The 24,589-nt window shown below is 70.5% G+C and carries 22 protein-coding genes; 7 read left to right on the top strand and 15 right to left on the bottom strand.

Annotation, left to right across the window (positions count from 1 at the left end; genetic code table 11):
* Nucleotides 1-109 precede the first annotated feature (109 nt).
* The 3 genes from SD460_RS10210 to SD460_RS10200 form a co-directional block, all read right to left on the bottom strand.
* Complete coding sequence (locus SD460_RS10210; protein ID WP_318306098.1) at nucleotides 110-3,052, bottom strand: patatin-like protein; 2,943 nt, start codon at nucleotides 3,050-3,052, stop codon at nucleotides 110-112.
* Between the two features lie 91 nt (nucleotides 3,053-3,143).
* Entirely contained in the window at nucleotides 3,144-4,379 is a 1,236-nt protein-coding gene (locus SD460_RS10205; RefSeq protein WP_290054083.1) for a DUF445 domain-containing protein, read from the bottom strand.
* Between the two features lie 3 nt (nucleotides 4,380-4,382).
* Entirely contained in the window at nucleotides 4,383-5,174 is a 792-nt protein-coding gene (locus SD460_RS10200; RefSeq protein WP_290054085.1) for an Abi-alpha family protein, read from the bottom strand.
* A 72-nt stretch (nucleotides 5,175-5,246) separates the two neighbouring features.
* Here SD460_RS10200 and SD460_RS10195 point away from each other — a divergent pair, with 72 nt between their 5' ends.
* Nucleotides 5,247-6,068 (top strand): maleylpyruvate isomerase family mycothiol-dependent enzyme, encoded by an 822-nt coding sequence (locus SD460_RS10195; RefSeq protein WP_290054087.1) that lies wholly within the window; start codon nucleotides 5,247-5,249, stop codon nucleotides 6,066-6,068.
* A gap of 27 nt (nucleotides 6,069-6,095) precedes the next feature.
* Here SD460_RS10195 and SD460_RS10190 read toward each other — a convergent pair whose 3' ends face one another.
* From SD460_RS10190 to SD460_RS10175, 4 genes are read right to left on the bottom strand one after another with little or no spacing between them, the layout of a single operon-like run.
* Nucleotides 6,096-6,521, bottom strand: a complete 426-nt coding sequence (locus SD460_RS10190; protein WP_290054088.1) for a LapA family protein — start codon at nucleotides 6,519-6,521, stop codon at nucleotides 6,096-6,098.
* A gap of 46 nt (nucleotides 6,522-6,567) precedes the next feature.
* Entirely contained in the window at nucleotides 6,568-7,707 is a 1,140-nt protein-coding gene (locus tag SD460_RS10185; protein WP_290054089.1) for a dipeptidase, read from the bottom strand.
* Between the two features lie 42 nt (nucleotides 7,708-7,749).
* The gene (locus SD460_RS10180; protein ID WP_290054090.1) at nucleotides 7,750-8,352 is read right to left on the bottom strand and encodes an alpha/beta hydrolase; all 603 of its coding nucleotides are present in this window, start codon (nucleotides 8,350-8,352) and stop codon (nucleotides 7,750-7,752) included.
* Nucleotides 8,352-9,314, bottom strand: coding sequence for a ring-cleaving dioxygenase (locus SD460_RS10175; RefSeq protein ID WP_290054092.1), 963 nt, complete (start codon nucleotides 9,312-9,314; stop codon nucleotides 8,352-8,354). The genes SD460_RS10180 and SD460_RS10175 overlap by 1 nt, the downstream gene beginning before the upstream one ends.
* Before the next feature lie 86 nt (nucleotides 9,315-9,400).
* Between SD460_RS10175 and SD460_RS10170 the strand changes: the two genes are divergently transcribed.
* On the top strand, nucleotides 9,401-9,850 hold the full coding sequence (locus SD460_RS10170) for a MarR family winged helix-turn-helix transcriptional regulator (RefSeq protein ID WP_290054093.1): 450 nt from the start codon (nucleotides 9,401-9,403) through the stop codon (nucleotides 9,848-9,850).
* 46 nt (nucleotides 9,851-9,896) lie between these two features.
* Nucleotides 9,897-10,289, top strand: a complete 393-nt coding sequence (locus SD460_RS10165; protein WP_290054096.1) for a VOC family protein — start codon at nucleotides 9,897-9,899, stop codon at nucleotides 10,287-10,289.
* 23 nt (nucleotides 10,290-10,312) lie between these two features.
* On the opposite strand, the gene SD460_RS10160 is transcribed toward SD460_RS10165, so the two are convergent.
* The 7 genes from SD460_RS10160 to SD460_RS10130 form a co-directional block, all read right to left on the bottom strand.
* The gene (locus tag SD460_RS10160) at nucleotides 10,313-11,167 is read right to left on the bottom strand and encodes an amidohydrolase family protein (RefSeq protein ID WP_290054097.1); all 855 of its coding nucleotides are present in this window, start codon (nucleotides 11,165-11,167) and stop codon (nucleotides 10,313-10,315) included.
* Nucleotides 11,164-12,708 carry a benzoate-CoA ligase family protein gene (locus SD460_RS10155; RefSeq protein WP_290054098.1) on the bottom strand — a complete coding sequence of 515 codons (1,545 nt, stop codon included), beginning with the start codon at nucleotides 12,706-12,708 and terminating at the stop codon, nucleotides 11,164-11,166. Before SD460_RS10155 ends, SD460_RS10160 begins: the two co-directional genes overlap by 4 nt.
* Nucleotides 12,709-12,716: 8 nt before the next feature.
* Complete coding sequence (gene boxB / locus SD460_RS10150) at nucleotides 12,717-14,138, bottom strand: benzoyl-CoA 2,3-epoxidase subunit BoxB (RefSeq protein WP_290054100.1); 1,422 nt, start codon at nucleotides 14,136-14,138, stop codon at nucleotides 12,717-12,719.
* Between the two features lie 5 nt (nucleotides 14,139-14,143).
* Nucleotides 14,144-15,763 carry a 2,3-epoxybenzoyl-CoA dihydrolase gene (boxC, locus tag SD460_RS10145; protein ID WP_290054101.1) on the bottom strand — a complete coding sequence of 540 codons (1,620 nt, stop codon included), beginning with the start codon at nucleotides 15,761-15,763 and terminating at the stop codon, nucleotides 14,144-14,146.
* Nucleotides 15,764-15,795: 32 nt separating this feature from the next.
* Nucleotides 15,796-16,233, bottom strand: a complete 438-nt coding sequence (locus SD460_RS10140) for a hypothetical protein (protein ID WP_290054103.1) — start codon at nucleotides 16,231-16,233, stop codon at nucleotides 15,796-15,798.
* A 101-nt stretch (nucleotides 16,234-16,334) separates the two neighbouring features.
* Nucleotides 16,335-17,237: a GNAT family N-acetyltransferase gene (locus SD460_RS10135; protein WP_290054105.1), complete on the bottom strand. Its 903-nt coding sequence runs from the start codon at nucleotides 17,235-17,237 to the stop codon at nucleotides 16,335-16,337.
* 153 nt (nucleotides 17,238-17,390) lie between these two features.
* A complete protein-coding gene (locus tag SD460_RS10130; protein WP_290054106.1) occupies nucleotides 17,391-19,817 on the bottom strand; it encodes a beta-glucosidase H in 2,427 nt (808 codons plus the stop codon).
* Between the two features lie 72 nt (nucleotides 19,818-19,889).
* Here SD460_RS10130 and SD460_RS10125 point away from each other — a divergent pair, with 72 nt between their 5' ends.
* On the top strand, nucleotides 19,890-20,471 hold the full coding sequence (locus tag SD460_RS10125) for a TetR/AcrR family transcriptional regulator (RefSeq protein ID WP_290054108.1): 582 nt from the start codon (nucleotides 19,890-19,892) through the stop codon (nucleotides 20,469-20,471).
* Nucleotides 20,472-20,493: 22 nt separating this feature from the next.
* Here SD460_RS10125 and SD460_RS10120 read toward each other — a convergent pair whose 3' ends face one another.
* Nucleotides 20,494-20,940, bottom strand: a complete 447-nt coding sequence (locus SD460_RS10120) for a MarR family winged helix-turn-helix transcriptional regulator (protein WP_290054110.1) — start codon at nucleotides 20,938-20,940, stop codon at nucleotides 20,494-20,496.
* A gap of 49 nt (nucleotides 20,941-20,989) precedes the next feature.
* Between SD460_RS10120 and SD460_RS10115 the strand changes: the two genes are divergently transcribed.
* The 3 genes from SD460_RS10115 to SD460_RS10105 all read left to right on the top strand — a co-directional run bounded on the left by SD460_RS10115 (nucleotide 20,990) and on the right by SD460_RS10105 (nucleotide 24,561).
* A complete protein-coding gene (locus tag SD460_RS10115) occupies nucleotides 20,990-21,457 on the top strand; it encodes a DUF1579 family protein (protein ID WP_318306097.1) in 468 nt (155 codons plus the stop codon).
* A gap of 369 nt (nucleotides 21,458-21,826) precedes the next feature.
* Nucleotides 21,827-23,695, top strand: a complete 1,869-nt coding sequence (locus tag SD460_RS10110) for an ABC transporter ATP-binding protein (protein WP_318306553.1) — start codon at nucleotides 21,827-21,829, stop codon at nucleotides 23,693-23,695.
* Entirely contained in the window at nucleotides 23,692-24,561 is an 870-nt protein-coding gene (locus tag SD460_RS10105; RefSeq protein ID WP_290061424.1) for an alpha/beta fold hydrolase, read from the top strand. Before SD460_RS10110 ends, SD460_RS10105 begins: the two co-directional genes overlap by 4 nt.
* The last annotated feature ends 28 nt before the right edge of the window (nucleotides 24,562-24,589 follow it).

Here is a 24,589-nt window from a genome sequence, read left to right as displayed (position 1 = left end):
GCACGTGGCTCACGACCTATTCGCACGATGAACCCAAACGCGGTTGATCGCAAGGCGACGGGCCGAATCGCGGGCGGGCCAGGCGTCGCTTTCACGTGAAAGCGACGCCTCAGGCGCGCTTGCGGTGGCGGACGCGCCGCACGATCCCGCTCACCGGCATCACCGCCGCGGGCAGGATCAGCAGCCCCGACACCACGAGCCACCACACCGCGCCGTCCCCGCGCCGCCAGCCCGCGACGACCCCGCCGAGCCAGCCGAAGAACGGCTGCGCCACCGGGGGCAGGAACGAGGCCAGCAGCAGGGCCGCGACCACCAGCACCCCCAGCGCGGCGAACAGCCGTCGCGCGAGGTGGCCCATCGTGAGCAGCGCCGTCGCCAGGTAGACGACCGCGCCGGCCAGCACGGGGAGGCCGATCCACTGCAGCACCGCGCCGCCGTTGTTGCCCAGGACCAGTCCGGCCAGCAACGCGAGGACGCCGGCGGCGAGCGAGCCCGCGGTGCCCAGGCGTGACGCGCCTTGGGAGACCTTCGCCGTGCTCCTGGCCACCGTGCGCAGGATGCCCGCGACCGTCCGCGGCCAGCCGCCGGGCAGGCGGAACGCGACCGTGCCCGCGTTCACCGTCGCCGCGCCGAGCGCGACCAGCGTGCGGGTCAGCCGCGCGGTGCCCTGCTCCCCGGCGAGCCGTTCCGCCGAGACGCGGCAGGCTTGGAACCGCGCCTGTGCGCCGGCGGCGTCGGCCGGGGCGCGCTCCTGCGCCAAGGCGTCGCCGATGCCCCGGCGGTCGGCGGCGTCGTACCGCGCGGCGAGCGTGACGACCGGCAGTTCCTCCGCCGCGATCGCGGCCTGGCGCGCCCTGGCCAGCACCATCGCCGTGACCGGCAGGCTGACCGGCCGTTCGGTGCCGAACTCGACCGCGTTCAGGTCGGCGTCGAGGCCGAGGAAAGCGAGTTCGGCGGTCAGCTGGTCACGCAGCTGCTTGACCTCCTCCGGCGAGCAGCGGTCCTGCTCGTCCGGCGGGCGCCAGTCCGGGCGGAAGGCGGCGACCAGTTCGTCGCGGAGCCGCTCCGGCCTGAGGATGTCCCGCAGCGTCTCGAGGCGCACCGGGTCGAGCAGGCACTGGACAAGCCAGCCCGCGCCGTCGACGCGGCCCCACATCCAGTCGCTGGCGCGCCACGACGCCTTGTAGAACGCGCCGAAGTAGTTCGCCTGCAGCCCGGTCAGCTTGTCGTCGGACCGGCTCCGCGTCATGTCCAGCAACGTCCGCGAATCGGCGCTGACCTGCACCAGGTCGACCCGCTGGTCGACCGACGGCGCCTGCGCGAGCAGCCCGCGCGTCGCCACGTGCAGGGCCACCAGCCGCCCCTGGACCACTTCGTCGGCCACGCCGGGCTCCAGCACGAGCCAGTCCAGCAGGGTGGTCACCGTGCCGGCGGGGTCCCCGGCGTCGGCCAGCACCCGCAACGTCGGCGCGGCCGCCCGCAGGCCCGCGACCACCTTCGGCCACGCCTCGGTGACGGCGGCCGAGCGGCCCAGCCCGGCCCACTCCTCGGCCAGCTCGCGGATCCACCCTTCGAGGGTGCTGCCCGCACCGGGCCCGGCGTGCTTGGCCACCCACTGCCCGAGCCGCACCCCGCGGGCGGCCGTCGAGCGCGCGGCGTGCAGCTGGGCGCGGGCGTTGTTGAGCTCGTTCGCGCGCGCGACGTCCGGCTGGAGCCGGAACCCGGCGTTGACCAGCTGCAACCCGGTCGCGACGGCGTCGTCGAGCGCGGTCGTGCGGTACCCGACCAGCTCGGCGACCGTGAGGCTGGCGGCCGGCGGCCCGGCCGGCACCCCGCTGCTCAGCCCGGTGACGGCGATCGCACGCAGCTGCCGGGACATCCCGGTCGCCCAGTCGCGCTCCGGCGTGTCCGCTTCGGACATCGAGAACCGCCGGGCGGCGACCCGGACCAGCTCGGCGGCGTCCTCGGCGGTCCGCCGCTCGAGGTAGGAGGTGGCGATCCGCGCGTCGACCAGGGACTCCGGACCGCCGCGCAACCCCAGCGCGGCCAGCGAAACCCGGGTGTCCCTGGCCCGCAGCACGGCGTCGTTGTGCCGGGTCAGGTCCTCCAGCTCGGCGCTGATCGACTGGCTCATCACGGTGCCGACGACCTTGGCCATCGCGTTCGACAGCAGCGGCGGGTTCACCGGATCGCACTCGACGGCGTCGGCGACCTTCTCGCCGGTCGGCACGACGTAGAGCAGCAGCCGCCGGACGTCCGAGTGCGACGGGCGCTCGAAGATCTCGCGCAGCGCCGGCCGCAGCGGCTTGTTCAGCAGCACACCGCCGTCGGTCAGCCAGTGCGAGCGGGTCAGCTCGGTGTAGGGCGTCATGTCGGGGTGCAGCCGGTCGGTGCCGCCGGTACCGATCGGCATCCGGGACAGCTCGAACGCACCGGGGAAGGACGCGGTGGAGCGGGCGGCCAGCGCGAGCGGCGCTTCCACGCCGTTCGTCCACAGTGGACCACAGAACCGGAACAGCATCCGGTGTTCGGTGTCCCGCACCAGGTTCCCGAGCGCGTCGTCGAACCGGGTGGTCTCCCCGTCGATCATGGTGCCGGTGAGCAGCACGGTGACGTCGGGCTCCTCGACCGGCCGCGCACCCTTCGCCGTGATCTCGCACAGCACCTTCTCGAGGTCGTCGAGCAGCACCCGATCCCCGTCGAGCACCGACCGCGGCGCCGGCTCGCGCGCGTCCCGGATCAGGTTCTCCAGCGACCCGGTGGTGATCCAGGTGTCCCGCAGCGCCCCCGGCGAGGAACCGAAGGCTTCCGCGAGCCCCAGGCAGGCGGCGTTGATCCCGCCGGCACTGGTCCCGGTCAGGACGTCGAGCGAGACGGTGGCGCGCAGGACGCCGAGCAGCTTGCGGTAAAGACCGGGCTCGGCTGCTCCGCGCGATTCCCGGAGCAGCTGCGAGGTTTCGGTGGCGACCCCGCCCATCCAGATGGCCAGGCTGGCACCCCCGACCATGGTCACCGCGAGCCGGATCTCCTGCGGCCAAGGTTCGGCAGTCATGGGCTCCCCCGCCCGGTCGTAGTCCTGACGCAGAGTAGAGGCGCAAGGTAAGCGCGGGGATACGTCCGGGTGTACAGCCGTTCGGGTGGAATCAGGCGGCCAAGTGTTCCAGCACCAGGACCTGGGCCTCACCGACCGCGAAGCCGAGCACCGCGCCCGTCGCGATCAGGATCCACTCGTCCTGCTCGAACGCCGGTCGCAGCAGGCGCTCGAACTCCCTCGGGGACAGCTGCTTCATCTTCGACACCAGGACGTTGCGGATGTCCATCGCGTCCGTCGCGTAGTCCTCGATGTACCGCATCGTCTCCGGCAGGCGCGACATGATCTGCTCCGCGATCGCCAGCTTGACGTCCTGGTACTTGCGCGAACCCACCGCGAACACCAGCAGCGGCTTCGCGACGCTCCCCAGCTCGCGGTCCAGCTGGCGCTGGATCAGCGCCAGCACCCGGTCCGACAGCGGGCCGTGCAGGATGGCCTCGATGACGTTGTGCGGGGTGATGATCTCCTTCGCGATCAACGACCCGTACGCCTCCGCGACCTCCTCCCGCCGTTTCAGGAACAGGCCTTGCCACTGGACGCCGAAGTACCGCTTCGGCTCGATCGGGTAGAAGATCATCCGCAGCGCCAGCCAGTCCGTGAACCAGCCGGTGAACAGGCCGAAGATCGGCATGATCGGCGGGAACTTGAACAGCACCCACGCCACCATCTGGATGACGCCGATCGCGCCGCCGAACACCAGGCCCGAGCGCGCGATGAACTTGAACTCCTTCGCGCCCGCCTCCTGGAAGATCCGGTTGAGCAGGCGCTTGTCCTTGACCAGGCTGGTGACCACCATGCCCTTGAGGTCGAACACACTGTCCACATCGGACTTGATCAGGTCGAGCACCGCCGCGACCATCCGCGGCGACTCGTGCTGGACGCGCTCGATCACCAGGCGCTGCACGCGGACCGGCAGCGACTCCCACAGGCCCGGCTGGTAGTGGCTCGCCACTTCGCGCACGATGTCCTCGACACCCGCGAGCAGCGGTTTCTCGATTTCCTTGGCGATGCGCGAGGCGTCCAGCCGCGCGACGACTTCGGCCGGCTTGATCAGCTGCTCGGTCATCGTGTCGCAGGCGATGCTCGCCATCCGCGCGGCGCGCTTGGGCACGATGCCCTGCCAGCCGAGGAACGGCCTCACGCCGATGAACTCCACCGGCTGGAACATCATCCGGATCGCGACGAGCTTGGTGCCGTAGCCGATCAGCGCGGCGACGAGGGGGATCGAGACGTAGAGGGGCCAGTGCTGTGCGAAGTCGGCGACGATGCCGCTGAGGAAGGCCCCCACGCGCTACCCGAGACTCGGGTCGCAGGCTTGCCAGAACTGGGCGCCCAGGCGGGAGATGTGGATGGTGCGCCGGACGAACTTCGCGCGCCTGACGTGCTTCTCCGCCTCGCGCACGGTCTCGTCGGTCAGCAGGATCTCGTACTGCGTCTCCAGCGACGGCACCTCTTCGTCGAGGTCGACGAGCCCCAGCCCGATCAGCCGCGTCACGTAGCCGGGGACCTGGTCGGGCAGCGACACCCCGGCCGCCTTGCCGACCGTCGACGCGTTGCGCAGCGCGATGCGGCCCGTGCCGCCCAGCCCGGTGCGCTCGACGACGTCGACCGCGGGGAACGGCGAGCCGTCGGACAGCGCGGACAGGATGCGGGCCTCGTCCGGGGTGAGCTGGCGCAGGATGATCGCGTAGAAGTATTCGCGGGCGCGCTCGCGGCCGAAGCCGATGGAGTGGTTGAGCAGCTCGGCCATCGCGGCGCGCAGCGGCTCGGCGGCGTTGTCGCGCGCGGGCACGATCGTCACGGTGGCTTCGACCGTCCCGGGCACCGACGGGCGGTTCATCGCCGACGCCGCGGTCAGCGCCGCGTGGTAGGGGTCGTCGACCTCGTCGAGCCGGCGGCGCAGTTCGGTCAGCAGCTGCCGTTCCACCTGCCGGACCCCGCGTTCGGCGGTCTCGACGCCGGGGAGCTTGCGGCCCAGCGCGAACCCGGTGCGCGCGGCCCAGCCCGCCAGCTGACCGGCGCGGCGGGCGAGGTCGGCCACCTCGTCGCCGGTGCCCCGGCCGTTCGGTCGCTCTGCGTTCACGAGCCCACTCCCCTCTGCGTACGCGCTGATGCTACCTGTGGGTAGGCCGAATGGAGGTGTTTGGATGCCCACATGAGTCCGACGCGCTGGGGCCCGCCGATCGACGTCCTCCCGTACTTCTCCAAGGAAGAGCAAGCGCTGATGACGCTGCTCGGCGCACTGACCGAGGAAGACTGGACGCGGCCGACGATGTGCGCCGGCTGGACGGTCAAGGACGTCGCCACCCACCTGCTGGGCGACAAGGTGGGCCGGCTGTCCCGAAGCCGCGACGGGCACTCCGCCGAAGCCCCCCGCCCGGGTGAGTCCTTCCCCCGCTTCCTCGACCGGATCAACGAAGAGTGGGTCGTCGCGTGCCGCCGGCTCTCGACCGACGTCCTGCTCACGATGATGTACGAGTTCATGGGCCAGACGACCGAGTACTGGGCGAAGCTGGACCTCGACGTCCTCGGCGAGCCGGTGAGCTGGGCCGGTCCCGAGCCCGCGCCGCGCTGGCTGGACGCGGCCCGCGACTACTCGGAGTTCTGGGTCCACCACGTCCAGATCCGCGAAGCGCTCGAGCACACGCCGCTGGAAGCGGAGTACGCCGAGCCGATCGCCGACACGTTCGTCCGCGCATTGCCGCACACCCTGCGTGACGTCGATGCCCGCGTCGGCAAGCAGGTCGGCTACACGGTCACCGGCGCCGGCAAGTGGCACGCCCGCCGTGAGCGCGACGGCTGGGCCCTGGGCCGCGGCGCGCCGCCGTCACGCACCCCGCTGGCCACCGTGACGACGGACCTGGACACGTTCTGGCGGCTCTGCACCCGCAACGCGGCCGACGTCACCCGCGTCCGCACCACCGGCGACGAAAACGTTTGCGCGCAGGTACTGACGATGACCTCGATCATCGCCTGAGCGCACTTTCACGTGAAAGTGCGCGCTTCAGCGGCGCCGTGCCTGCTTCCGCAGCTGCAGGATCCGGGCGCCGCCGATCAGCGCGACCAGCGCCGCGCCGCCGATGGCCGAGAACAGCATCGCGATGGCCAGCGGCAGGCTGCCCTCACCACCGAAGAAGTGCACGGTCACCGAGTCCAGGTTCTGCAGGATGAAGATCAGCAGCACGACCAGCACGACCAGGCCCGCGATGACCGCGACCCAGGTGCCGCTGACCCGGGTCCGCTTGATCTTCGCCGGCGTGGGCCTGGACGGCGCCGGGCGCACCGGCGTGACCTCCTCCTCGCCCGGCCGGACGTCACCGGCTCGCAGCTCGGCCGGCTCCAGTGCGCCTTCCGGCACCTCGGTTCCGGGCAGGTCGTGGTGTGCGGGACCGGTGGGGCGGTCGGCCGCGCCCCCGCGCGCGTGCGTCATGTGCCCAGTGTCCGTCCGGCACGCGGGGAGCGCCGCCCCAAACCCCCTAACGGGCGAAGCCGTCGACCTCCCGGAGGACGCGGAGCGTGTTCTTCCCGGCCAGCTTCGCGCAGTCTTCCTCACTCCACCCGCGTTCGAGCAGCGCGGCGAACAACACCGGGTACTTGGACGTGTCCTCCAGCCCCTCCGGCAACGTGCCGACGCCGTCGTAGTCGCCGCCGAGGCCGATGTGGTCGACGCCGGCCACCTCGCGGGCGTGCTCGACGTGCGCGACGACGTCGTCGACGGTGGCCTTCGGCTTGACCGGGCCGTCCCACTCCTTCACGAACTCCCCGCGCTGGGTGAGGTTCCGGTACTCCCGGCCCGCGGCTTCCATGGCGGCCTTGAGCTCCTGGTCCCACGCGGCGACCTTCGGCGAGATGAACGCCGGCACGAAGGTGACCATCGCGACGCCGCCGTTGCCGGGCAGCTTCGCCAGGACGTCGTCGGGGATGTTGCGCGGGTGGTCGTTGACGGCGAGGCACGAAGAATGGCTGAAGATCACCGGGACCGAGCTGACCTCCATCGCCGCCCGCATCGTCGACGGCGCGACGTGGGAGAGGTCGACCATCATCCCGATCTTGTTCATCTCGCGCACGACGTCGCGGCCGAACTCGGTGAGCCCGCCGTGGGCCGGCTCGTCGGTGCCCGAGTCGGCCCACGTGGTGTTGAAGTTGTGCGTCAGCGTCATGTACCGGACGCCGAGTCGGCGCAGGATCCGCAGCACGCCGAGCGACTCGGCGATGCTGTGCCCGCCCTCGGCGCCGAGCAGCGACGCGATCCGGCCGTCGGCGAACGCGGCCTCGGCCTCGTCCGCGGTGTCGACCAGCCGGAGCCGGTCGGGGTAGCGCTCGGCGAGCTGGTGGACGACCTCGATCTGCTCGAGAACGGCGGTGACGGCGCTGTGGCCTTCGAACTCACACGGCACGTAGACCGACCAGAACTGCATGCCGAGCTTCCCGTCGGCGAGCTTCGGGAAGTCGGTGTGCAGGGCCGGCTGCCGGACGGTCAGGTCCAGCGACGCGGCCGCCTCGACCGGGTTCGGGCCGCCGTGCTGCCGCAGCTCCCACGGCAGGTCGTTGTGCCCGTCGGCCAGGATGGCCGCGTCCAGCAGTTTGCCGGCACGCTGTAGTGCCTCGTTAGTCATCGCCCGATCGTAGGGCCGGCCGATATACGCTCCGTACAAACGTTAAATCTTGATCCACTCGGCCGCGGCCCGGACACCGTCCACAGTGATCTGGTGACCACCCGGGTGGCGCTGCGTGACGACGTCGGCACCGCGCTCGCGCAGCAACCGGATCAGCTCTTCGGTGGACGCCAGCGGCGCCATCGGGTCGCGTTCGCCGTTGGCCAGGAAGACGCGAGCGCCCCCGAGGTCGTGCGCCGGGGGTTCCGGCACCGGCGACATCGACGCGAACAACGCGGCTTCACGCACGACTTCGGGCCGCAGCAGGACGAGCGCGGCCGCGATGTTGGCCCCGTTCGAAAAGCCGACCGCGACCACCCGCCGGCCCCCGAACCCGTACTCTTGCGCGGCTTCGAGCACGAAATCGGCGAGCTCGTTCGCGCGCTTGACGACGTCTTCGTGGTCGAACACGCCCTCGGCCAGCCGCCGGAACCAGCGCGCGGCACCGTGCTCCGACACCGGGCCGGCCGGGGCCAGCACGGCGGAGTCCGGGCTGAGCTCGCGCGCCAGGCCGAGCAGGTCGTCCGGCCCGCCGCCGGTGCCGTGCAGCAGGAGCAGCACCGGCGCGTCCGGCGAGCCATCGACGTAGTTGTGCCGCAGCGTCATCACAGCTCCGGGTTGTTTTCGGCGGGAAGGTTCAGCTTGGGCAACATGTGCTGGATCTCTTCGCGACGCGGCTCCAGCCACGGCGGCAGCTTGAGCGCCCGGCCGAGCTCGAGCAGCGGCTCGTCGATCGCGAAGCCCGGCTCGTCGGTGGCGACCTCCAGCAACGTCCCGCCCGGCTCGCGGAAGTAGATCGAGCGGAAGTACTGGCGGTCCAAAATGGACGTCACGTGCACGCCCTGGTCGACGAGTTCTTCGCGCCAGACCTTCTGGGTCTCTTCGTCGGGCGCGCGCCAGGCGACGTGGTGAACGGTACCGGCGGCGACCAGCCCCCGCGGCGCGTCCGGCGTCACGAGGACGTCGACCAGCGCGCCCGGCCCACCGTCACCGGCGGCGAAGCGCAACCGATTGCTGTCCTGGGTGGCGAAGCTGAGGCCGAGCCCGTCGGTGAGCATGCCCGCGGTGGCGTCTTCTTGGTTCACCGAAAGCGTCACCGAATGCAGGCCGCGGACGGCGTGCTCGGCGGGGACGAGCTCGGTGTCCCACGGGTCGCGAGGGTCACCCTGCGGGTGCGCGACCAGGGCGAGCTTGAGGCCGTCGGGGTCGCGGAAGGTCAGCGTGTCCTCGCCGTCGGCGTTGCGGACCTCGCCGGTTTCGATCTGCTGCGCGGTGAGGTGCTGCTTCCACCAGCCGATCGAGGCTTCGGGCACGGAGAACGAGGTGGTCGTCGCCTGCCCGGTGCCGTGCCGGCCGCTCGGCGCGTCGGGCCAGGGGAAGAAGGTCATCAGCGAGCCGGGCTTGCCCGAGCTGTCGCCGTAGTAGAGGTGGTAGGTGCCCGGGTCGTCGAAGTTGACCGTCGTCTTGACCAGCCGCAGGCCGAGGGTCCGCAGGTAGAAGTCGGCGTTGCGCTGCGGATCCCCACCGATGGCGGTCACGTGGTGCAGGCCGGAAGTCTTGATCGACATGGTTGCCTCCTGGGGTCAAGGTAACCCGATAACTTCTTGCGCGCAAGATATATTCCGGCGAGCCATTACCCGGTAAGCTCACACCCGTGGAAGCGACCGACGACGACGAGATCGTCACCTGGTGGGGCCTGGTGATCGAGGGCTACCTGGCCACGCAGGACAAGCTGATGGGCGAGATCGCCGACCGGTTCGGGCTCGCGCCCGCGTCGTTCGACATCCTGCTGCGGCTGGTCCGCTCGCCCGAGCACCGGATGCCGATGACGAAGCTGGCGACCGAAGCGGCGCTGTCCAGCGGCGGCTTCACGAAGGTGGCCGATCGGCTGGTGGCGGCGGACCTCATCTGCCGGATCCCGAGCCCGGACGACCGGCGCGTCACCTTTGCGGCTCTCACCGAGCACGGCCTCGATGTGGCGGGCAAGGCGCGTGAGGCGGCGGCGGAAATCCTGCGTCGCATCGTGCTGACTCCGCTCGGTGACGACGCGCCGGCACTCGCGGAAGCGATGCGGACACTGCGCGCGTTCAACACCGACCGTTGAAAAAGTCGAGGTCACAGCGGTGCGCGCGGCAGCGCACCATGGACCCATGCTGACCGAATCGACGATCACGACGATGCTCCCGGTGACCGACAGCGAACGCGCCGGCCACTTCTACGCGGACTCCCTCGGCTTGAAGCAGACGGGGAAGGGCGAGGACGGAACGCTGTACTTCGCGGCCGGCGCGGGCTCGATCGGCCTCCGTGCGATGCCGGCGGGTGCGCAGAGCGAGAACACGGCGTTGAGCTTCGAAGTTTCCGACCTGGAAGGCGAGATCAAGACCCTCGAGAACCGCGGCGTGCGGTTCCAGGACTTCGAGATGGAAGGCCTCAAGACCGTGGCCCACATCGCGGAGCTGGGCAACGAACGAGCCGCCTGGTTCACCGACTCCGAAGGCAACGTCCTCTGCCTGCACCAGCTCGTGAGTGTTCAGTCGGGTTAGAACCCGACTGAACACTCACGAGCCTAGGCGAGTGAAGGCATCAGCTTGACCGCGTTGCCCGAGAGCACCCCGGTCAGCACGTCGTCCGGCAGGCCGAGACCCATCAACGCCCGCACGTTCTTCGCCACCGACGGCACGCCGGGCCAGTCCGTCCCGAAGACGAACTTCCCGGCCAGCCGGGTGAAGTCGAAGCGCTGGTAGTACTCCTTCAGCTTCTTCGGCGGCAGCCCGGCCAGGTCGAGCCAGACGTTGTCGCGCGCCAGCGCCAGGAACGCGGCCACGTCGTACCACCATCCGCGCCCGCCGTGGGCGAAGACGAACTGCAGCGAAGGGAAGTCCTCGACCACATCGGACAGCAGTTCCGGATTCCCGAAACTGGCGCGGGAACCCGGGAAGCTCGACGTCCCGGAGTGGAAGATCACCGGGACGCCACGCTCGAGGCACAGCTGGTAGACCGGGTACAGCTCCTTGTCCGCCGGGGAAAACGCGCCGTGCACCGGGTGGATCTTCAGCGCCACCGCGCCCAGGTCGAGCTGCCGCGAAACCTCCGAAACCGCGGGGTGGTGCAGGTACGGGTTGACGTTGGCCACGAGCCGGAACCGCGTGGGGTTGTGCTCGACCAGCGGCAGGTTGTCCTCGATGGGCTGGATCCCGGTCGCCCGCGGGCTGTACTCGCAGAACAGCAGCACGCGGTCGACGCCTTCGGACGCCATCAATTCGTCCATCGCCGCCGGGATCACCTCCCCCGAAGAGGAGTACACCGAACGCCACGGGTACGTCCCGGCGAAGTCGTGCGCCCACTGCAGCCACGCGGGTTTCAGCGTCGGCAGCCGCGGCGCGTGGACGTGCGCGTCCACCACGAAGTAGTCGTCGATCACGGACTGGGCACCACCCGCAGCACGTCGCGGACCTGCTCGCGGATCACGTTGCGGCGGATCTTGCCGGTCGCCGTCTTCGGCAGCTCGGCCAGCTCGACCACCCCGCGCGGCCGCTTGAACGCCGCGAGTCCTTCGCGGCAGAACTCGATCAGCTCCGCCGGGTCCACCGCGAAACCGGGCGCGGCCACCACGCACGCGACCGGCTTGTCGAGGCCGTCGGCGTCCGGCGCGGCGACGACGGCGACCTCCGCCACCGCCGGGTGCTGCCGCAGCCGTTCCTCCACTTCGGACGGTGACACCCAGATCCCGCCCGCCTTCAGCATGTCCCCGAATCGGCCGAGGCAGGTGTACGTGCCGTCCTCGTTGCGGACGTAGCTGTCGCCGGTCCGCAGCCACTCGCCCTGGAAGACGAGCTTCGTCGCGTCGTAACGGGCCCAATAGCCGGTCGCCGTCGACGGCCCGGCGACGAACAGCTCGCCCGGCTGCCCCGGCCCGTCGACCACCGCGCCCGCTTCGTCGCGGATCTGCACGGAGTACCCGGGTACGGCGACGCCGGTGCTGCCGGGCCGCACCGAGCCGGGCTGGTTCGACAGGAAGATGTGCAGGGCCTCGGTCGACCCGATGCCGTCGAGGATCTCCAGCCCGAAGCGGGCGCGGAACCGTTCGTACAGCGACGCGGGCAGCGGTTCCCCCGCCGAAACCGCGTGCCGCACCGAGGCGAACGAGTCGTCCGGGACGTCGCTGGCGAGCAGCGCCGCGTAGAACGTCGGTACCGCGAAGAAGAGCGAGGGTTGTCTCTCGCGAGCGCGCCGGGCGAACAGTCCGGGAGTCGGCCGGGCGGGTTCGAGCACCGTCGTCCCGCCCGCGGCGAGCGGGAAGAAGCAGGAATTGCCCAGCCCGTAGGCGAAGAAGAGCTTCGGCACGGACAGGAACCGGTCCGACGGCGTGGTCGCCAGTACCGTGCGGGCGTAGGTCTCGCAGACCGCGCGGATGCTCGCGTGCCGGTGCATCGCGCCCTTCGGCTGCCCGGTCGTCCCCGACGTGTACAGCCACAGCGCGGGCGAGTCCTCCCACGTCCGTCCACTTCGGAACGTCCCGCCCAGCGACGACCACTCGTGCGTCCGGACGCCGAACCCGTCCGCGTCGGACCGGTCGAGCAGCACGTCGGTGACCTCGGGGGCGAAGCCGAGCGCGGTGGCGGCCTGCTCGGCGAACTCCCCGGACACGCCGAGCACGCGCGCCCGCGAGTCGGCCAGCACCTTGCCCAGCTCGAGCCCGGTGACCATGGTCGACACCGGGACGGCGACCGCGCCGGCCAGCATCGCGCCGAGGATGCCGGTGAGCAGCTCGACGTCGTCGACCATGCAGAACATGACCCGCTCCTCGGGCCGCACGCCGAGCTCGACGAGCCCGGCGGCGACCCGGCGGGACTCCGCGGCCAGCTCGGCGTAGGTCAGGGAGCGGCGGGGCGACACGACCGCGGTCGCGTCCGGGTGCCCGGCGGAAAGCAGGTACTCCGCCGCGTTGAACGCTGTCGCCACCAGACCTCCTACGTGAGGTACACGTACTCGTAGTCGAAGGGCTTCCCGTTGATGCCCTGCCGCGGCGGCGCGACCCAGCTCGCGATCTTCCCCCGCTCGTAGACCGGGTGCATCAGCGACCGGACGAACGTCAGGTCCTCGGTGGTGGGCAGCCACTTGGGTTTGCCGGCCTCCCAGGTCCGCTCGTCGACGATGGTGCCGTCGGGAGTGACGTGGTGGCCGGAGTTTATGCCGACTTCGCGGTTGAAGCCAGGGTGCGGCAGGCGGAACGTGTGATCGATCCCGGCGTCGGAGAGGATCTTGTTCCAGCGCTTGACGCCGGTCTGGCAGTCGGCCACGTACTCGGTGCGCAGGTCGAGGTTGAGCAGCAGGATCGCCTGCATCTCCTCGGTCGTCCACGTGCCGTCGCCGCCGGGCCGCTCCAGCGTGCGGGCGTCCCCGGTGAGCTTGTGGTCGTCGCGGCGGCGGGTCTCTTGCCAGCGGCCCTTGAGCCCGGCGGTGTAGTAGTTCGCCGCGTTCGTCGACGTCTCGCTGCCGAACAGGTCCAGCGAAACGGTGTAGTGGAAGTTGATGTACCGCTGGATCAGGTCCAGCGGGATGCCGCCGTGCGGGCCGATGTCGAGCGTGTCGTGCTCGCGGATTAGCTCGGCGCTGCGGATCACCACGCGGTCGACCCCGGTGGTGCCGACCATCATGTGGTGCGCCTCCTCCTTCAGCATGAACTCGCAGGTGCGCGAGAGCGGGTCGAAGGAGGACTCCTTGAGCGTGCCGAGCTGGTACTTCCCGTCCCGGTCGGTGAAGTAGGTGAACATGTAGAAGGCCAGCCAGTCGGCGGTCTCCTCGTTGAACGCGCCGAGGATGCGAGGCGCGTCCGGGCTGCCGGAGTTGCGCAGCAGCAGCCCTTCGGCCTCGTCCCGGCCTTCGCGGCCGAAGTAGGCGTGCAGCAGGTACACCATCGCCCACAGGTGCCTGCCCTCTTCGACGTTGACCTGGAACAGGTTGCGCAGGTCGTAGAGGCTCGGCGCGGTGAGCCCGAGGAGCTTCTGCTGCTCGACCGACGCCGGTTCGGTGTCGCCCTGGATGACGATCAGCCGCTGCAGGTCGGCGCGGTATTCGCCGGGCACCTGCTGCCAGACCGGCTCGCCCTGGTGCTCCCCGAACGCGATCCGCCGGTCCGGGTCGCGCTCGGCGAGGAAGATGCCCCAGCGGTAGTCGGGCACGTTGACGTGGTCGAAGTGCGCCCAGCCCTCACGGCCGACGCTGACCGCGGTGCGCAGGTAGACACCCTGGGTCTCCAGCGTCGGGCCCATTTCGCCCCACCAGTGCATGAACTTCGGCTGCCAGCCCTCCAGCGCGCGCTGCAGCCGCCGGTCCTCGGAGAGGTTGACGTTGTTGGGGATCTTGGCGTCGTAGTCGATCTTCTCGGGCATCTGCGCTAGACCCGCTTCCTGTCGAAGACGGCCTTCTGACCCGTACCGTATCGGCGCAGCGCGCCCTCCGGTCCGGCTGCGTTCGGCCGGGTGAAAATCCAGTTCTGCCAAGCCGCCAGCCGGCCGAAGATCTTGGTCTCGATGGTCTCGGGACCGACGAACCGGTGGTTGGCCTCCATCCCGGTGAGGGCGTCCGGGGACAGCGACGCCCGGCCTTCGAGCGCGATCCGGATCTCGTCCTCCCAGTCGAGGTCGTCCGGGGCGTCGGTGACCAGGCCGAGTTCGACGGCTTCGGCCGCGCTCAGTTCGTGGTCCTTCTCCCGCGCGAGCCAGGCGAGGTGGTCTTCGTCGCCGTAGAAGCGCGTCTGCAACCTGGTGAGCCCGTTGCCCATCGGGAACGGGCCGAAGTTGGCCTCGGACAGCCGGATCGTGGCACGTTCTTCGGAGTCTTCGTCGTCGATCGGCGGGCCGTCGAGGAGGTACTGGCGGTCGGCGGCGAGCGCGAGCTCCAGCAGCGAACCGGCGAAGCAGCTACCCGGCTCGATCAGCGCGATCAGCGTGCGGCTGGTGACGTCGAGCCGCTTGAGCGTGCGCTTGAAGTAGTGCGTGATCTCGTTGCCCAGCCAGTCCTTCGCGCCGAACACCGCCTGCTCGTGCGCGAGCACCTTCTCCGGGTCGCCCTGGGTCTTCAGGATCCACGTGCCGGCTTCGACCTCGTTGGTGCGCAACCGCAGGATGGCGTCGTCCAGCTCGCGGGTCATCGCGAGGAACCAGCCGTTCGCGCCCTCTTCGTGCAGGTCACCGGGGTCGTTTTCGGGGCCCTTGACGGTGATCGTGACCTGGTCCTTCCCGACTTCGATGTCGACATAGCGATGTTCGAGCGGAGTCAGCTCGATACCGCCCTCGCCGGTCCGGTCGGATTCGCGCGCGATCTCCCGCGCCCGTTTCTCCACGGCTTCGCGGAACCCCTGGCGCGGCACCAGTTCGTCGACCAGCCGCCAGTCGACCGCGGTCTTGCCCTTGACGCCGTCCGGGCGCGTGGCGAAGACGTCGGCGAGGTCCTTGCGCACCCGCCGCTTGTCGACGACCCTGGTCAGCCCGCCGGTGCCGGGCAGCACGCCGAGCAGCGGCACCTCGGGCAGCGCGACGGTCGAGGAGTTGTCGTCGATCAGCAGGATCTTCTCGCAGGCCAGCGCGATTTCGTAGCCGCCGCCGGCGCAGGTGCCGTTGACCGCGGCCACGTAGGTCTGGCCGGAGTGCGCGGTGGCGTCCTCCATGCCGTTGCGGGTCTCGTTGGTGAACTTGCAGAAGTTCACCTTCCAGTGGTGCTCGGACGCGGCGAGCATGCGGATGTTGGCGCCCGCGCAGAACACCTTGTCCTTGGCGCTCGTCACGACCACCACGCGGACTTCGGGGTGCTCGAAGCGCAGCCGCTGGGTGGCGTCGTAGAGCTCGATGTCGACCCCGAGGTCGTAGGAGTTGAGCTTGAGCTCGTACCCCGGGACGAGCCCGCCCTGTTCGTCGACGTCCAGCTCGAGCCAGGCCACCTCCCCGTCGACGTGGAGCCGCCAGTGGCGGTACTCGTCCGGACGGCGGTCGAAGGTCACCGTTGTGGTGGTGGTCACTCACCCGAGTGTCTACATGGTTCCGACGAACGTCAATATTGTGTAGAAACTTGATCTCGCGAGGTCACCCGGTTGAGCGTGGCCCACGCCCACGTCAGGAAGACCCACAACGCGAGCCCCGCTGCGGCATCCGTGAAGATCGTCGCGAAGAAGAACCCGGGGATCCGCGGCACGCCCGTCAAGAAGTGGCCCAGCGTGATCATCCCGGCCAGCGAATAGACCAGCAGGAACGCCAGCGCCCGCGGGTACCGGCCCGCCCGGTACGCGCGGTAGCCGAGCCAGCCGAACACCGTGAACAGCACCCAGCCGAAGGCGACGACGATCCCCGCGACCATCGCCGGAACCCCCGGAAACTGCGGGTAGTCCGCGACGCGGATGGCGTTGTGCGCGTAGTGGATCGTGGTGCTGACCAGCGAAAAGCCGAGGATCACGCGAAGCGGCGTGAGCCCCTTCTCCCGCAGAACGTCCATCGCCGAACCCCCGATTTGATAGATCGCTCTAGCGACGGTAGCGCCCACCGGTCGTGAGTGGCAAGTAGGGTTCTAACCCGACTTACCACTCACGACTGGGGTCAGACCAGGTCGATGCGGTGCTGCGTCACCGGGTAGCCGGCCTTCGCGAAGGCCTTGGCCATCGGGACGTTGCCGACGTCGGTGCCCGCGACGATCCGGTCGGCACCGTGGCCGACGAGTTCGTGCGTGGCCTCGACCAGCAGGTCGTACGCGTAGCCGTGGCCCCGGTGCTCCGGCACGACGGCGATGTAGCCGACGACCGGGTCGTAGACGTTGCGGGTCGGCAGGCAGAGCCCGACCAGCTCACCTTCGGGGGTGTACGCCAGCCGCCACCAGTCCCGCGGGGCCGGCATCCACTTCATGATCTCGAGGTCTTCCCGGGCCGCCGCCTCGAGGCCGTGCTCCTCGACCGTCTTCCGGACGTGCGCGTCGAGGCTGCCGACGTGCACCCGCTTGAAGACGTCGAGGACGACGTCGTCGTCCGGCTCGGGCCGGAAGACGAGCCGGCCCGGCCTTTCCGGGAGGCCGTTTTCCGGCGTCCACACGAACCGGTACCGCTCGACGAGCTTGCGGTAGCCCGCCTGCTCGGCCGCCTCGACGCGGACGGTCACCTCGTGGGCGACGTCCGGGTCGTCCTGCCACGCGGGCGGCGTGGTCAGCGCGTATTCGGCGCGCAGCGGAGCCGTCTTCAGCAGGTGGACGCCGGCGTCGAAGTCGGTGAAGTCGAACCAGTCCAGTGCGATCGGTTCCTCGTCGCCGGGTTTGGCCCACCAGGCCGCCCGCGCCACGACGACGTCGTCGCGCAGCGCGACCCAGGTCCACTCGGGCCGGTATTCGCCCTGCTTCGCCATCTCGACGAAGTCGTTGCCGAGCAGCGTGCGGCCGACGAGACCGCGGTCGGGCAGGGAGGTGAAGAGCGTTTCTTCGCCCGCTTCGAGCGGGCGCACGACCAGTTCGGTCATGGAGGTCCTTCCAGGAGAGCGCGCTCCCGGTCTACAGACCCGGCACCCTCGATCCGGGGTGGGAGCGCGTGATCGGTTGCGTGATCATCGGTCCCACCTCCTCCCGCTGGTCAAAGGGTGCGTCCGCGACTCTAGTGGCTCGACCGGGGGTGATCAACGGATTTTCTGGAGGACGACCCGCGTGCTCAGCCGCGGCTCGGCGTAGGAGTGCGAAGCCTCCAGGACGTACTCGCCCGCGATGTGCTGCCAGCCGTCCCGCCAGACTTCGGCGGACCTCGGCGTGATGACGATGTCGGTCTCGACGGCCTCGCCGGGCCCCGCTTCGACGCTCGCGAAGCCCGCGAGCCAGCGACGCGGCCGGTCGCCGCGCTCGGTCGGGACCAGGTAGAGCTGGACGACTTCGCGTCCCCGCCGCTTTCCCGTGTTGCGCACCCGGACGCGGACGCGGGCCCCGCCTTCGTCGTCCGGGTAGCCGTCGAGCTCCTCGTACGCCCAGGTCGTGTAGCCCTGGCCGTGGCCGAACCAGTAAGCGGGCTCGGTGTCCTTGGCGGCGTAGGCGCTGTAGCCGATGTGGACGCCTTCGCCGTACTCGAGCACGCCCTCGTGTGGCGTCACGTCGGTGACCGGCGCGTCTTCGAGCTTCGACGGCCAGGTCGTCGGCAGGCGGCCGCCGGGTTCTTCGCGGCCGAAGAGGACGTCGGCGAGCGCGTCGCCGCCGGCCTGGCCCGGGAACCAGGTGAGCAGCACCGCGGCGACGTCGGCGCGCCACGGCAGCTCGACCGGGGAACCGGCGTTGACGACGACCGCGGTGTTGGGGTTGACGGCCGCGACCCTGGCGACGAGTTCGTCCTGCCGCCCCGGCAGGGCGAGGGAGGTCCGGTCGAAGCCCTCGCTCTCGACCTCGGCGGTGGTGCCGACCACGACGACCGCGACGTCCGACTTCCCCGCCAGCGCAACGGCTTCTTCGAGCGCGGCGTCCGGGTCGGGGACCGGGCCGCGGTGGCCGAGCGCGAACGTCACCCAGGCGAAGCTGCCCCGGGCGAACTCCGCCATCTCCGACGGGATCCAGTAGGTCAGGCTGACGTCGACGAGTTCGCCCGCGGTCAGCTCGACCTCCCGGCGCTGTTCGTGGACCTGCATGATCGAGGTGAAGACGTCCCCGCCGGGCGGCAGGTTCACGCCGTCGAAGAGGGTCTGGCCGGCGACGGTGAGGCGGAGGTCGCCGGGCCCGGTGACGGCGAAGGTGTGCGTGCCGGTCCGCTCCGGCAGGTAGGTGCCCGTGATTTCGACCGACGCGAGGGTGTTGAGATCGAGGTCGGCCGGGAGCTCCCCGATCCACGTGATTTTGGCTTCGCGGAGCGGAAATTCAGCCAATCGGGTGCCATCGGCGGCTTTGGCGAGCGCACGGAGCCGGAAATTGTCGGTGGCCGGCGGTAGCGTCGTCCGTGGATCGGCACCGGTGGCGAAAGCCAGGTCGGTGCCAGGGGGAACGGCCTTGCGGAGGCCGTCGAGAGGGGAGACGACGTGATCGGGGAACACGGTGGCACTGCCACCACCGAGGATCTTCGGGTCCGTGGCCAGCGCGCCGATGAGCGCGATGCTCCGCGGTTCCCGCAGCGGGAGCAGGCCGGTTTCGTTGCTGAGCAACACGAAAGACCGGTGCGCGACCTCGCGCGCGATCGCGTCACCGTCCACGGGGGAGTGTTCCGGGTCGGCGGTGGCGCCGAGCGCGCCGGCCCGGTGGGCGAGCCGGAGCACGCGGCGGACCATGTCGTCGACGACGCTCTCGTCGACTTCGCCACCACGCACGGCTTCCGCGAGCCGCGCGCCGAAAACCGTGCGGGGGCCGGGCATCGCCACGTCGAGGCCGCCGTTGGCGGAGGCGACGGTGTCGCGCGCGGCCAGCCAGTCGGAAACGACGAAGCCGTCGAAGCCCCATTCGCCGCGCAGCACGCCGTCGAGCAGTTCGGCGTGCTGGGTCATCGTGGTGCCGTTGACGCTGTTGTAGGCGGCCATGATCCCCCACGGCTTCGCGCGCTTCACGATGAGCTCGAAGGGCGCGAGGTAGAGCTCGCGCAGCGCGCGTTCGCCGACGTGGACGTCGGCGGTGAAGCGTTCGGTCTCGAAGTCGTTGGCGACGAAGTGCTTGACCGTCACGCCGACTCCGCCGTCCTGCACGCCGGTGACGTAACCGGCGCCGATCATCCCGGTGAGGAGGGGATCTTCCGAGTAGCACTCGAAGTGGCGGCCGCCCAGCGGTGAGCGCTGGAGGTTGACCGTCGGGGCGAGCAGCACGTGCACGCCCTTGCGGCGGGCTTCCTGCGCGAGCAGGCGGCCGACGCGCACGGCGAGCCGCGGGTCCCAGCTCGCGGCGAGCGCGGTCGGGCTGGGGAGCGTCACGGAGGGGTCCTCCTGGCTCCAGCGGACCCCGCGGACGCCGACCGGGCCGTCGGAGAGGACGAGGGAGTCCAGGCCGATGTCCGGCAGGGCGGGCAGGCTCCAGACGTCCTGGCCGGCGAGCAGGCTCGCCTTGGCGTCCAGGTCGAGCTCGGCCAGCAGCGCGTCGACGTCGAAGCTCATGGGCACACCCTACCTGGCGGTGAGTAGTGAAAGTTATGGTTCCGTGACAGCTCGTCCCGTAGGCTCGGGATCATGACCCGGGCCAGGGGCGCCGACCGCCGCGCGAGCATCGTCCGAGCGGCCTTCGAAGTGATAGCCGAACGCGGCTACCGCGGCACCTCACTGGCGGCGGTCGCCGAGCGCGTCGGCCTGACCCAGCAGGGGTTGATGCACTACTTCCCGACGAAGGAAGACCTGCTCACGGCCGTCCTGGAGACCCGCGACGAGTGGGACCTGCTGCACTTCGGCCACGCCCCACCGGGCGACGAGTCGTCGATGACGGTCAACCAGCTGGCCGACCTGGTCGACTACAACGCCACGCGGCCGGCCATCGTCCAGACGTACACGGTGCTGTCCGCGGACAGCGTCACCGAAGACCACCCGGCCCGCGAGTACTTCCACGACCGCTACGCCCGCGTCCGGGCGGGCATGACGCAGATGCTGGAACGCCACCGCGACGAGCTTCCCCCGGGCACGACCCCGGAGCAGCTGGCCCCCCTCGCCATCGCCGTCCTCGACGGCCTGCAGCTGCAGTGGCTGCTGGACCCGGACGAGGTCGACATGTCCACAGGCTTCCGGACGTTCCTGACGATGCTGGGCATCAAGCCGGACTGACGCACCCCCGACGGCAAGCCCGTCACCGCAACCGCGGCTGGGCGGCCAGCTCCCTCAAGCGCCGGAGCGTGCGCAGCGTCGTCTCCAGGTCCTCCTGCGACACCTCCGCCGCCAGGCCCTCCGCCCACTCGACCTGCGCGCGCCCCAGCTCGCGCATCGCGTCCTTCGCCCGCCGCGTCAACGACAACAGCGGTGCTCGCGCGTCCCCCGGGTTCGGCAGCCGGTCGAGCATGCCGTTGCGCAGCAACCGGTTCACCGTCTCCTGCACGCTCTGCCGGCGCAATCCCCGCCGCCGCGCCACTTCCGCGGCCGTCGCCGGGCCGTCCTCCAGGAAGCCCAGCACCTGCCACTGCGCCGCCGTCAGGCCGACCGGTTCGGTCAGGGCGTCGCCCGCGACGAGGAAGCCGCCGTTGCACGCGAAGACCGCGTCGATCACCCGGGTGAACGTTTCGGCTCGGTGGGACCGCATGCGTGCTAGTCTCCCACATCGACAGGCACCTGTCGAAATGGAGACGACCATGGACCGGCCCGCTTTGAGCCCCGCGCACGACGCACTGAAGGCCTTCGTCGGCGACTGGACCGGCACCGAGGAGCTCGCCGCCTCGCCGTGGGCGCCGGCCTCGACCGCGCGCGCCGACTGCGAATACCGCCTGGCCCTCAACGGGTTCATCCTGATCCAGCACTACCGCCAGCGCCGCGAAGACGGGTCCGAATTCCTCGGCCACAACGTCTTCACCGCCGACCCGGGCACCGGCGAGACGCTCTGGTACGGCTTCGACAGCTACGGCTTCCCGCCCGAATCACCCGCTCGCGGCCACTGGACCGGCCCGACGTTGACCCTGGAGAAGAAAACCACCCGCGGAGTGGCCCGGCACCGGCTCACCCCGGACGCCGACAGACTGTCGCACGAAATCGACGTCAAGCTGGGCGAAGACCGCGAATTCGGCCCATTCCTGCGCGCGCGGTACACCCGTACCGAGAGGTAGGAGGAAACGGATGACGTCCCTCCCCCCGTGCACGAGGACGTCACCCGTTTCCGGTCTCTGCCAGCACATCCGCAGACCCGTCATATCAGGACGATCCAGCGGCGCGCCATTTCACAACAATGATTAGTTATTCCGTGTTGCCCACTTTCGAGCTGTGCAGCGAGTGTGTCCCCCGATCCGGCCAGCGGCCCAGGGAAAACGATTACTTTCACTCGAACGGCCTAGCTTCGGTCACAGCCCGCACCCGCGCTGGCACGCAGCGGACTCCCGGAATTGTCGTACCCCCGGAGTACAGATGAGGACGTGCCCAGACCCGCCGAACCGAAGCCGACGGACTCGCCCCCGCTGATCGGGGTCGAGAACGTGAAGATGCCCGAGTGGGCCCGCGTCGACGAGCGCGTGGCCGCCGCGGGCTTCGGCCAGGCCGTGCGCGCGCTGCCCACCGCGATCTCCGTCGTGCTGCGGCTGGCGTGGCGGACTTCGCCGCGGCTGACGTTGCTGGCCGCCTTCGTGCACGTCGTTTCGGGCTGCGTCACGGCGTTCGGGCTGCTCGCCACCGCGAACGTCTTCACCGCGCTGCTCGAACAGGGCCCGACGCCGGAGCGGGTGCTGCAGTCGCTGCCGGCGATCGCCGTCGTGACCGGGTCGTACGCGGCGCGCGCGGCGCTGGACGCGGCGGTCGCCGCCGTCGAGGGCGCGCTGCGGCCGCGTGTCACCGCGGCGGCGGACGACGCGGTGACGGCGGCCGTGGTGCGCGTCGGGCTGATCGCGTTCGAGGACGCGGACTTCCGCGAGCTGGCGCGCCAAGGCGCCCGGTTCGGCGTCCGGGCCATCGAGACGAGCCTGCGCCGCCTGGCCGACCTGACGTCGTCGGTCATCTCGCTCGCGGCGGCGATGCTCACGGCCGGCCTGCTGAACCCGTGGCTCGCGCCGGTGCTCCTGCTCGCCGCGGCGGCCGACGGCTGGGCCGCGGCGCGCGTGGCGAAGCTGAACTACCGGCACTTCATCGACACGGTCGGGCGCAACATCCGCAAGTCGGTGGTCGAAGAGGTCGCCACCTGGCGGACGATGGCCCTCGAACGGCACGCCTTGACGCTGCAGGAGCCGCTGCTCGGCGAGTACCGGCGCATCTCGCGCAGCCTCGCGCGGGAGGAGGTCCGGCTGGCGCACCGCAGCAACCTGGTGCGCACGACCGGCCGGGCGGCGGCCGGGCTGGGCACGGCGGTGGCGTACCTGGTGCTCGGCTGGCTGCTCTACAGCGGCGCGATGGAGCTGGCACTGGCCGGCACGGCGGTGCTGGCGATGCGCACGGCGTCGACGTCGCTGTCCAACACCATGCGCGCGGTCAATTCGCTGTACGAGGACTCCTTCTACATCGGGTTCTACAACCAGCTGCTGGCGGAATCGCGGAAGCGCCGTCCACCGGAGACATCCCTGGCCGCCCCACCCGACCCGGGCGAGATCCGGCTGGCGGGCGTCACGTTCACCTACCCGGGCCGCGAAACCCCGGCCCTGCGCGACGTTTCCCTGACCATCCGCCGCGGCGAGGTGGTGGCGCTGGTCGGCGAGAACGGCTCGGGCAAGACCACGCTGGGCAAGCTCCTCACCGGCCTCTACCCACCGGACGAGGGCACGGTCCACTGGGACGACGTCGACCTGTCCCACGCCGACCCGGCGTCGGTGCACGCGAACATCGCGGTGATCGCCCAGGAACCGGCGGAGTGGCCGATGACGGCGGCGAACAACATCACGGTGGGCCGCCTCGGCCGCCCGGACCCGGACCGCCGCGCGTGGAACGAAGCGGTCGACTACTCGGGCGCGGACGAGGTGATCGCCGCCCTCCCCGCCAAGGAGAACACGATGCTGTCGAAGAAGTTCGACGAAGGCCACGACCTCTCCGGCGGCCAATGGCAACGCATGGGCATCGCCCGCGGCATCTACCGCGACGCGTCGGTCCTGGTCGCCGACGAACCGACGGCCGCGCTGGACGCCCGCGCCGAAGCCCGGGTGTTCGCCGGCCTCCAGCACGCAAGCACGTCCCACCACGGCCGCCGCACCACGGTCCTGGTCACGCACCGCCTGGCCAACATCCGATCGGCGGACCGCATCCTGGTCCTGGACAAGGGCAAACTGATCGAGGAGGGCACCCACGACGAACTGATCCGCGCGGGCGGCGTCTACCACGAGTTGTACGAGATCCAGGCCCGCGCTTACCGGAACCCCTCGGAGGCCCGATGACCGAGCACTTCGCACACGTCAACGGCATCGATCTCTGCCACGAATCCTTCGGCGCACCGGACGACCCGCCCCTCCTGCTCATCATGGGCCTGGCCGCCCCCATGATCTGGTGGGACGAGGAGTTCTGCGAAACCCTGGCCGCCCAAGGCTTCCACGTGATCCGCTTCGACAACCGCGACGCCGGACGCTCGACCCGGCTCCGCGGCCGGGCCAGTCTCGCGCAGGCCTACCTGCTCCGCGCGTCCCCGTACTCACTCGCCGACATGGCCGACGACGCCGCCGGGCTGCTCACCGTGCTCGGGATCCCCGCCGCCCACGTCGTCGGTGCGTCGATGGGCGGGATGATCGCCCAGACCCTCGCCATCCGGCACCCGTCACGGGTCCTCTCGCTCACGTCGATCATGTCCAGCACCGGCGGACGGTTCGTCGGCAGGCCGAGCGCCCGCGCGATGTCGATGCTGCTCGCCGCGCCCCCACGCGATCGCGAGAGTTACGTCGAAACGCTCGTGCGCACCTTCCGGCTAATCGGCTCCCCCGGCTACCCCTTCGACGAACCCCGCATGCGCCACCGAGCCGAGCGCACCTACGACCGCGGCGTCCACCCGGGCGGCGCCATCCGCCAACTCGCCGCGATCATGGCCGACCGCGACCGAGCCCCACGGCTGCGCCGGACGAAGGTCCCGGCCCTGGTGGTCCACGGCGCCCGCGACCCCCTGGTCCACCTCTCCGGCGGCCGCGCCACCGCCCGCGCCATCCCAGGCGCCAACCTGGACATCGTCCCCGGCATGGGCCACGACCTCCCCCGCGCCGTGTGGCCCCGCATCGTCCGCGGCATCGCGCGGATCGCCGTCAACCCGACAGCGTGAGGGCGCCCGCGTAACAGCCACTCGTGAC

Origin of the sequence: Amycolatopsis solani (genome assembly GCF_033441515.1) — a bacterium.
Taxonomy (GTDB): domain Bacteria; phylum Actinomycetota; class Actinomycetes; order Mycobacteriales; family Pseudonocardiaceae; genus Amycolatopsis; species Amycolatopsis solani.
Note: the sequence above shows the minus strand (reverse complement) of the source record. Positions and strands in the feature narration are given on the sequence as shown.

Coding starts and splice junctions, on each gene's coding strand:
- SD460_RS10210 (WP_318306098.1), bottom strand. CDS start 3,052: ATGACTGCCGAACCTTGGCCGCAGGAGATCCGGCTCGCGGTGACCATG.
- SD460_RS10195 (WP_290054087.1), top strand. CDS start 5,247: ATGAGTCCGACGCGCTGGGGCCCGCCGATCGACGTCCTCCCGTACTTC.
- SD460_RS10190 (WP_290054088.1), bottom strand. CDS start 6,521: ATGACGCACGCGCGCGGGGGCGCGGCCGACCGCCCCACCGGTCCCGCA.
- SD460_RS10185 (WP_290054089.1), bottom strand. CDS start 7,707: ATGACTAACGAGGCACTACAGCGTGCCGGCAAACTGCTGGACGCGGCC.
- SD460_RS10180 (WP_290054090.1), bottom strand. CDS start 8,352: ATGACGCTGCGGCACAACTACGTCGATGGCTCGCCGGACGCGCCGGTG.
- SD460_RS10175 (WP_290054092.1), bottom strand. CDS start 9,314: ATGTCGATCAAGACTTCCGGCCTGCACCACGTGACCGCCATCGGTGGG.
- SD460_RS10165 (WP_290054096.1), top strand. CDS start 9,897: ATGCTGACCGAATCGACGATCACGACGATGCTCCCGGTGACCGACAGC.
- boxB (WP_290054100.1), bottom strand. CDS start 14,138: ATGCCCGAGAAGATCGACTACGACGCCAAGATCCCCAACAACGTCAAC.
- SD460_RS10140 (WP_290054103.1), bottom strand. CDS start 16,233: ATGGACGTTCTGCGGGAGAAGGGGCTCACGCCGCTTCGCGTGATCCTC.
- SD460_RS10135 (WP_290054105.1), bottom strand. CDS start 17,237: ATGACCGAACTGGTCGTGCGCCCGCTCGAAGCGGGCGAAGAAACGCTC.
- SD460_RS10130 (WP_290054106.1), bottom strand. CDS start 19,817: ATGAGCTTCGACGTCGACGCGCTGCTGGCCGAGCTCGACCTGGACGCC.
- SD460_RS10125 (WP_290054108.1), top strand. CDS start 19,890: ATGACCCGGGCCAGGGGCGCCGACCGCCGCGCGAGCATCGTCCGAGCG.
- SD460_RS10120 (WP_290054110.1), bottom strand. CDS start 20,940: ATGCGGTCCCACCGAGCCGAAACGTTCACCCGGGTGATCGACGCGGTC.
- SD460_RS10115 (WP_318306097.1), top strand. CDS start 20,990: ATGGACCGGCCCGCTTTGAGCCCCGCGCACGACGCACTGAAGGCCTTC.
- SD460_RS10110 (WP_318306553.1), top strand. CDS start 21,827: ATGCCCGAGTGGGCCCGCGTCGACGAGCGCGTGGCCGCCGCGGGCTTC.
- SD460_RS10105 (WP_290061424.1), top strand. CDS start 23,692: ATGACCGAGCACTTCGCACACGTCAACGGCATCGATCTCTGCCACGAA.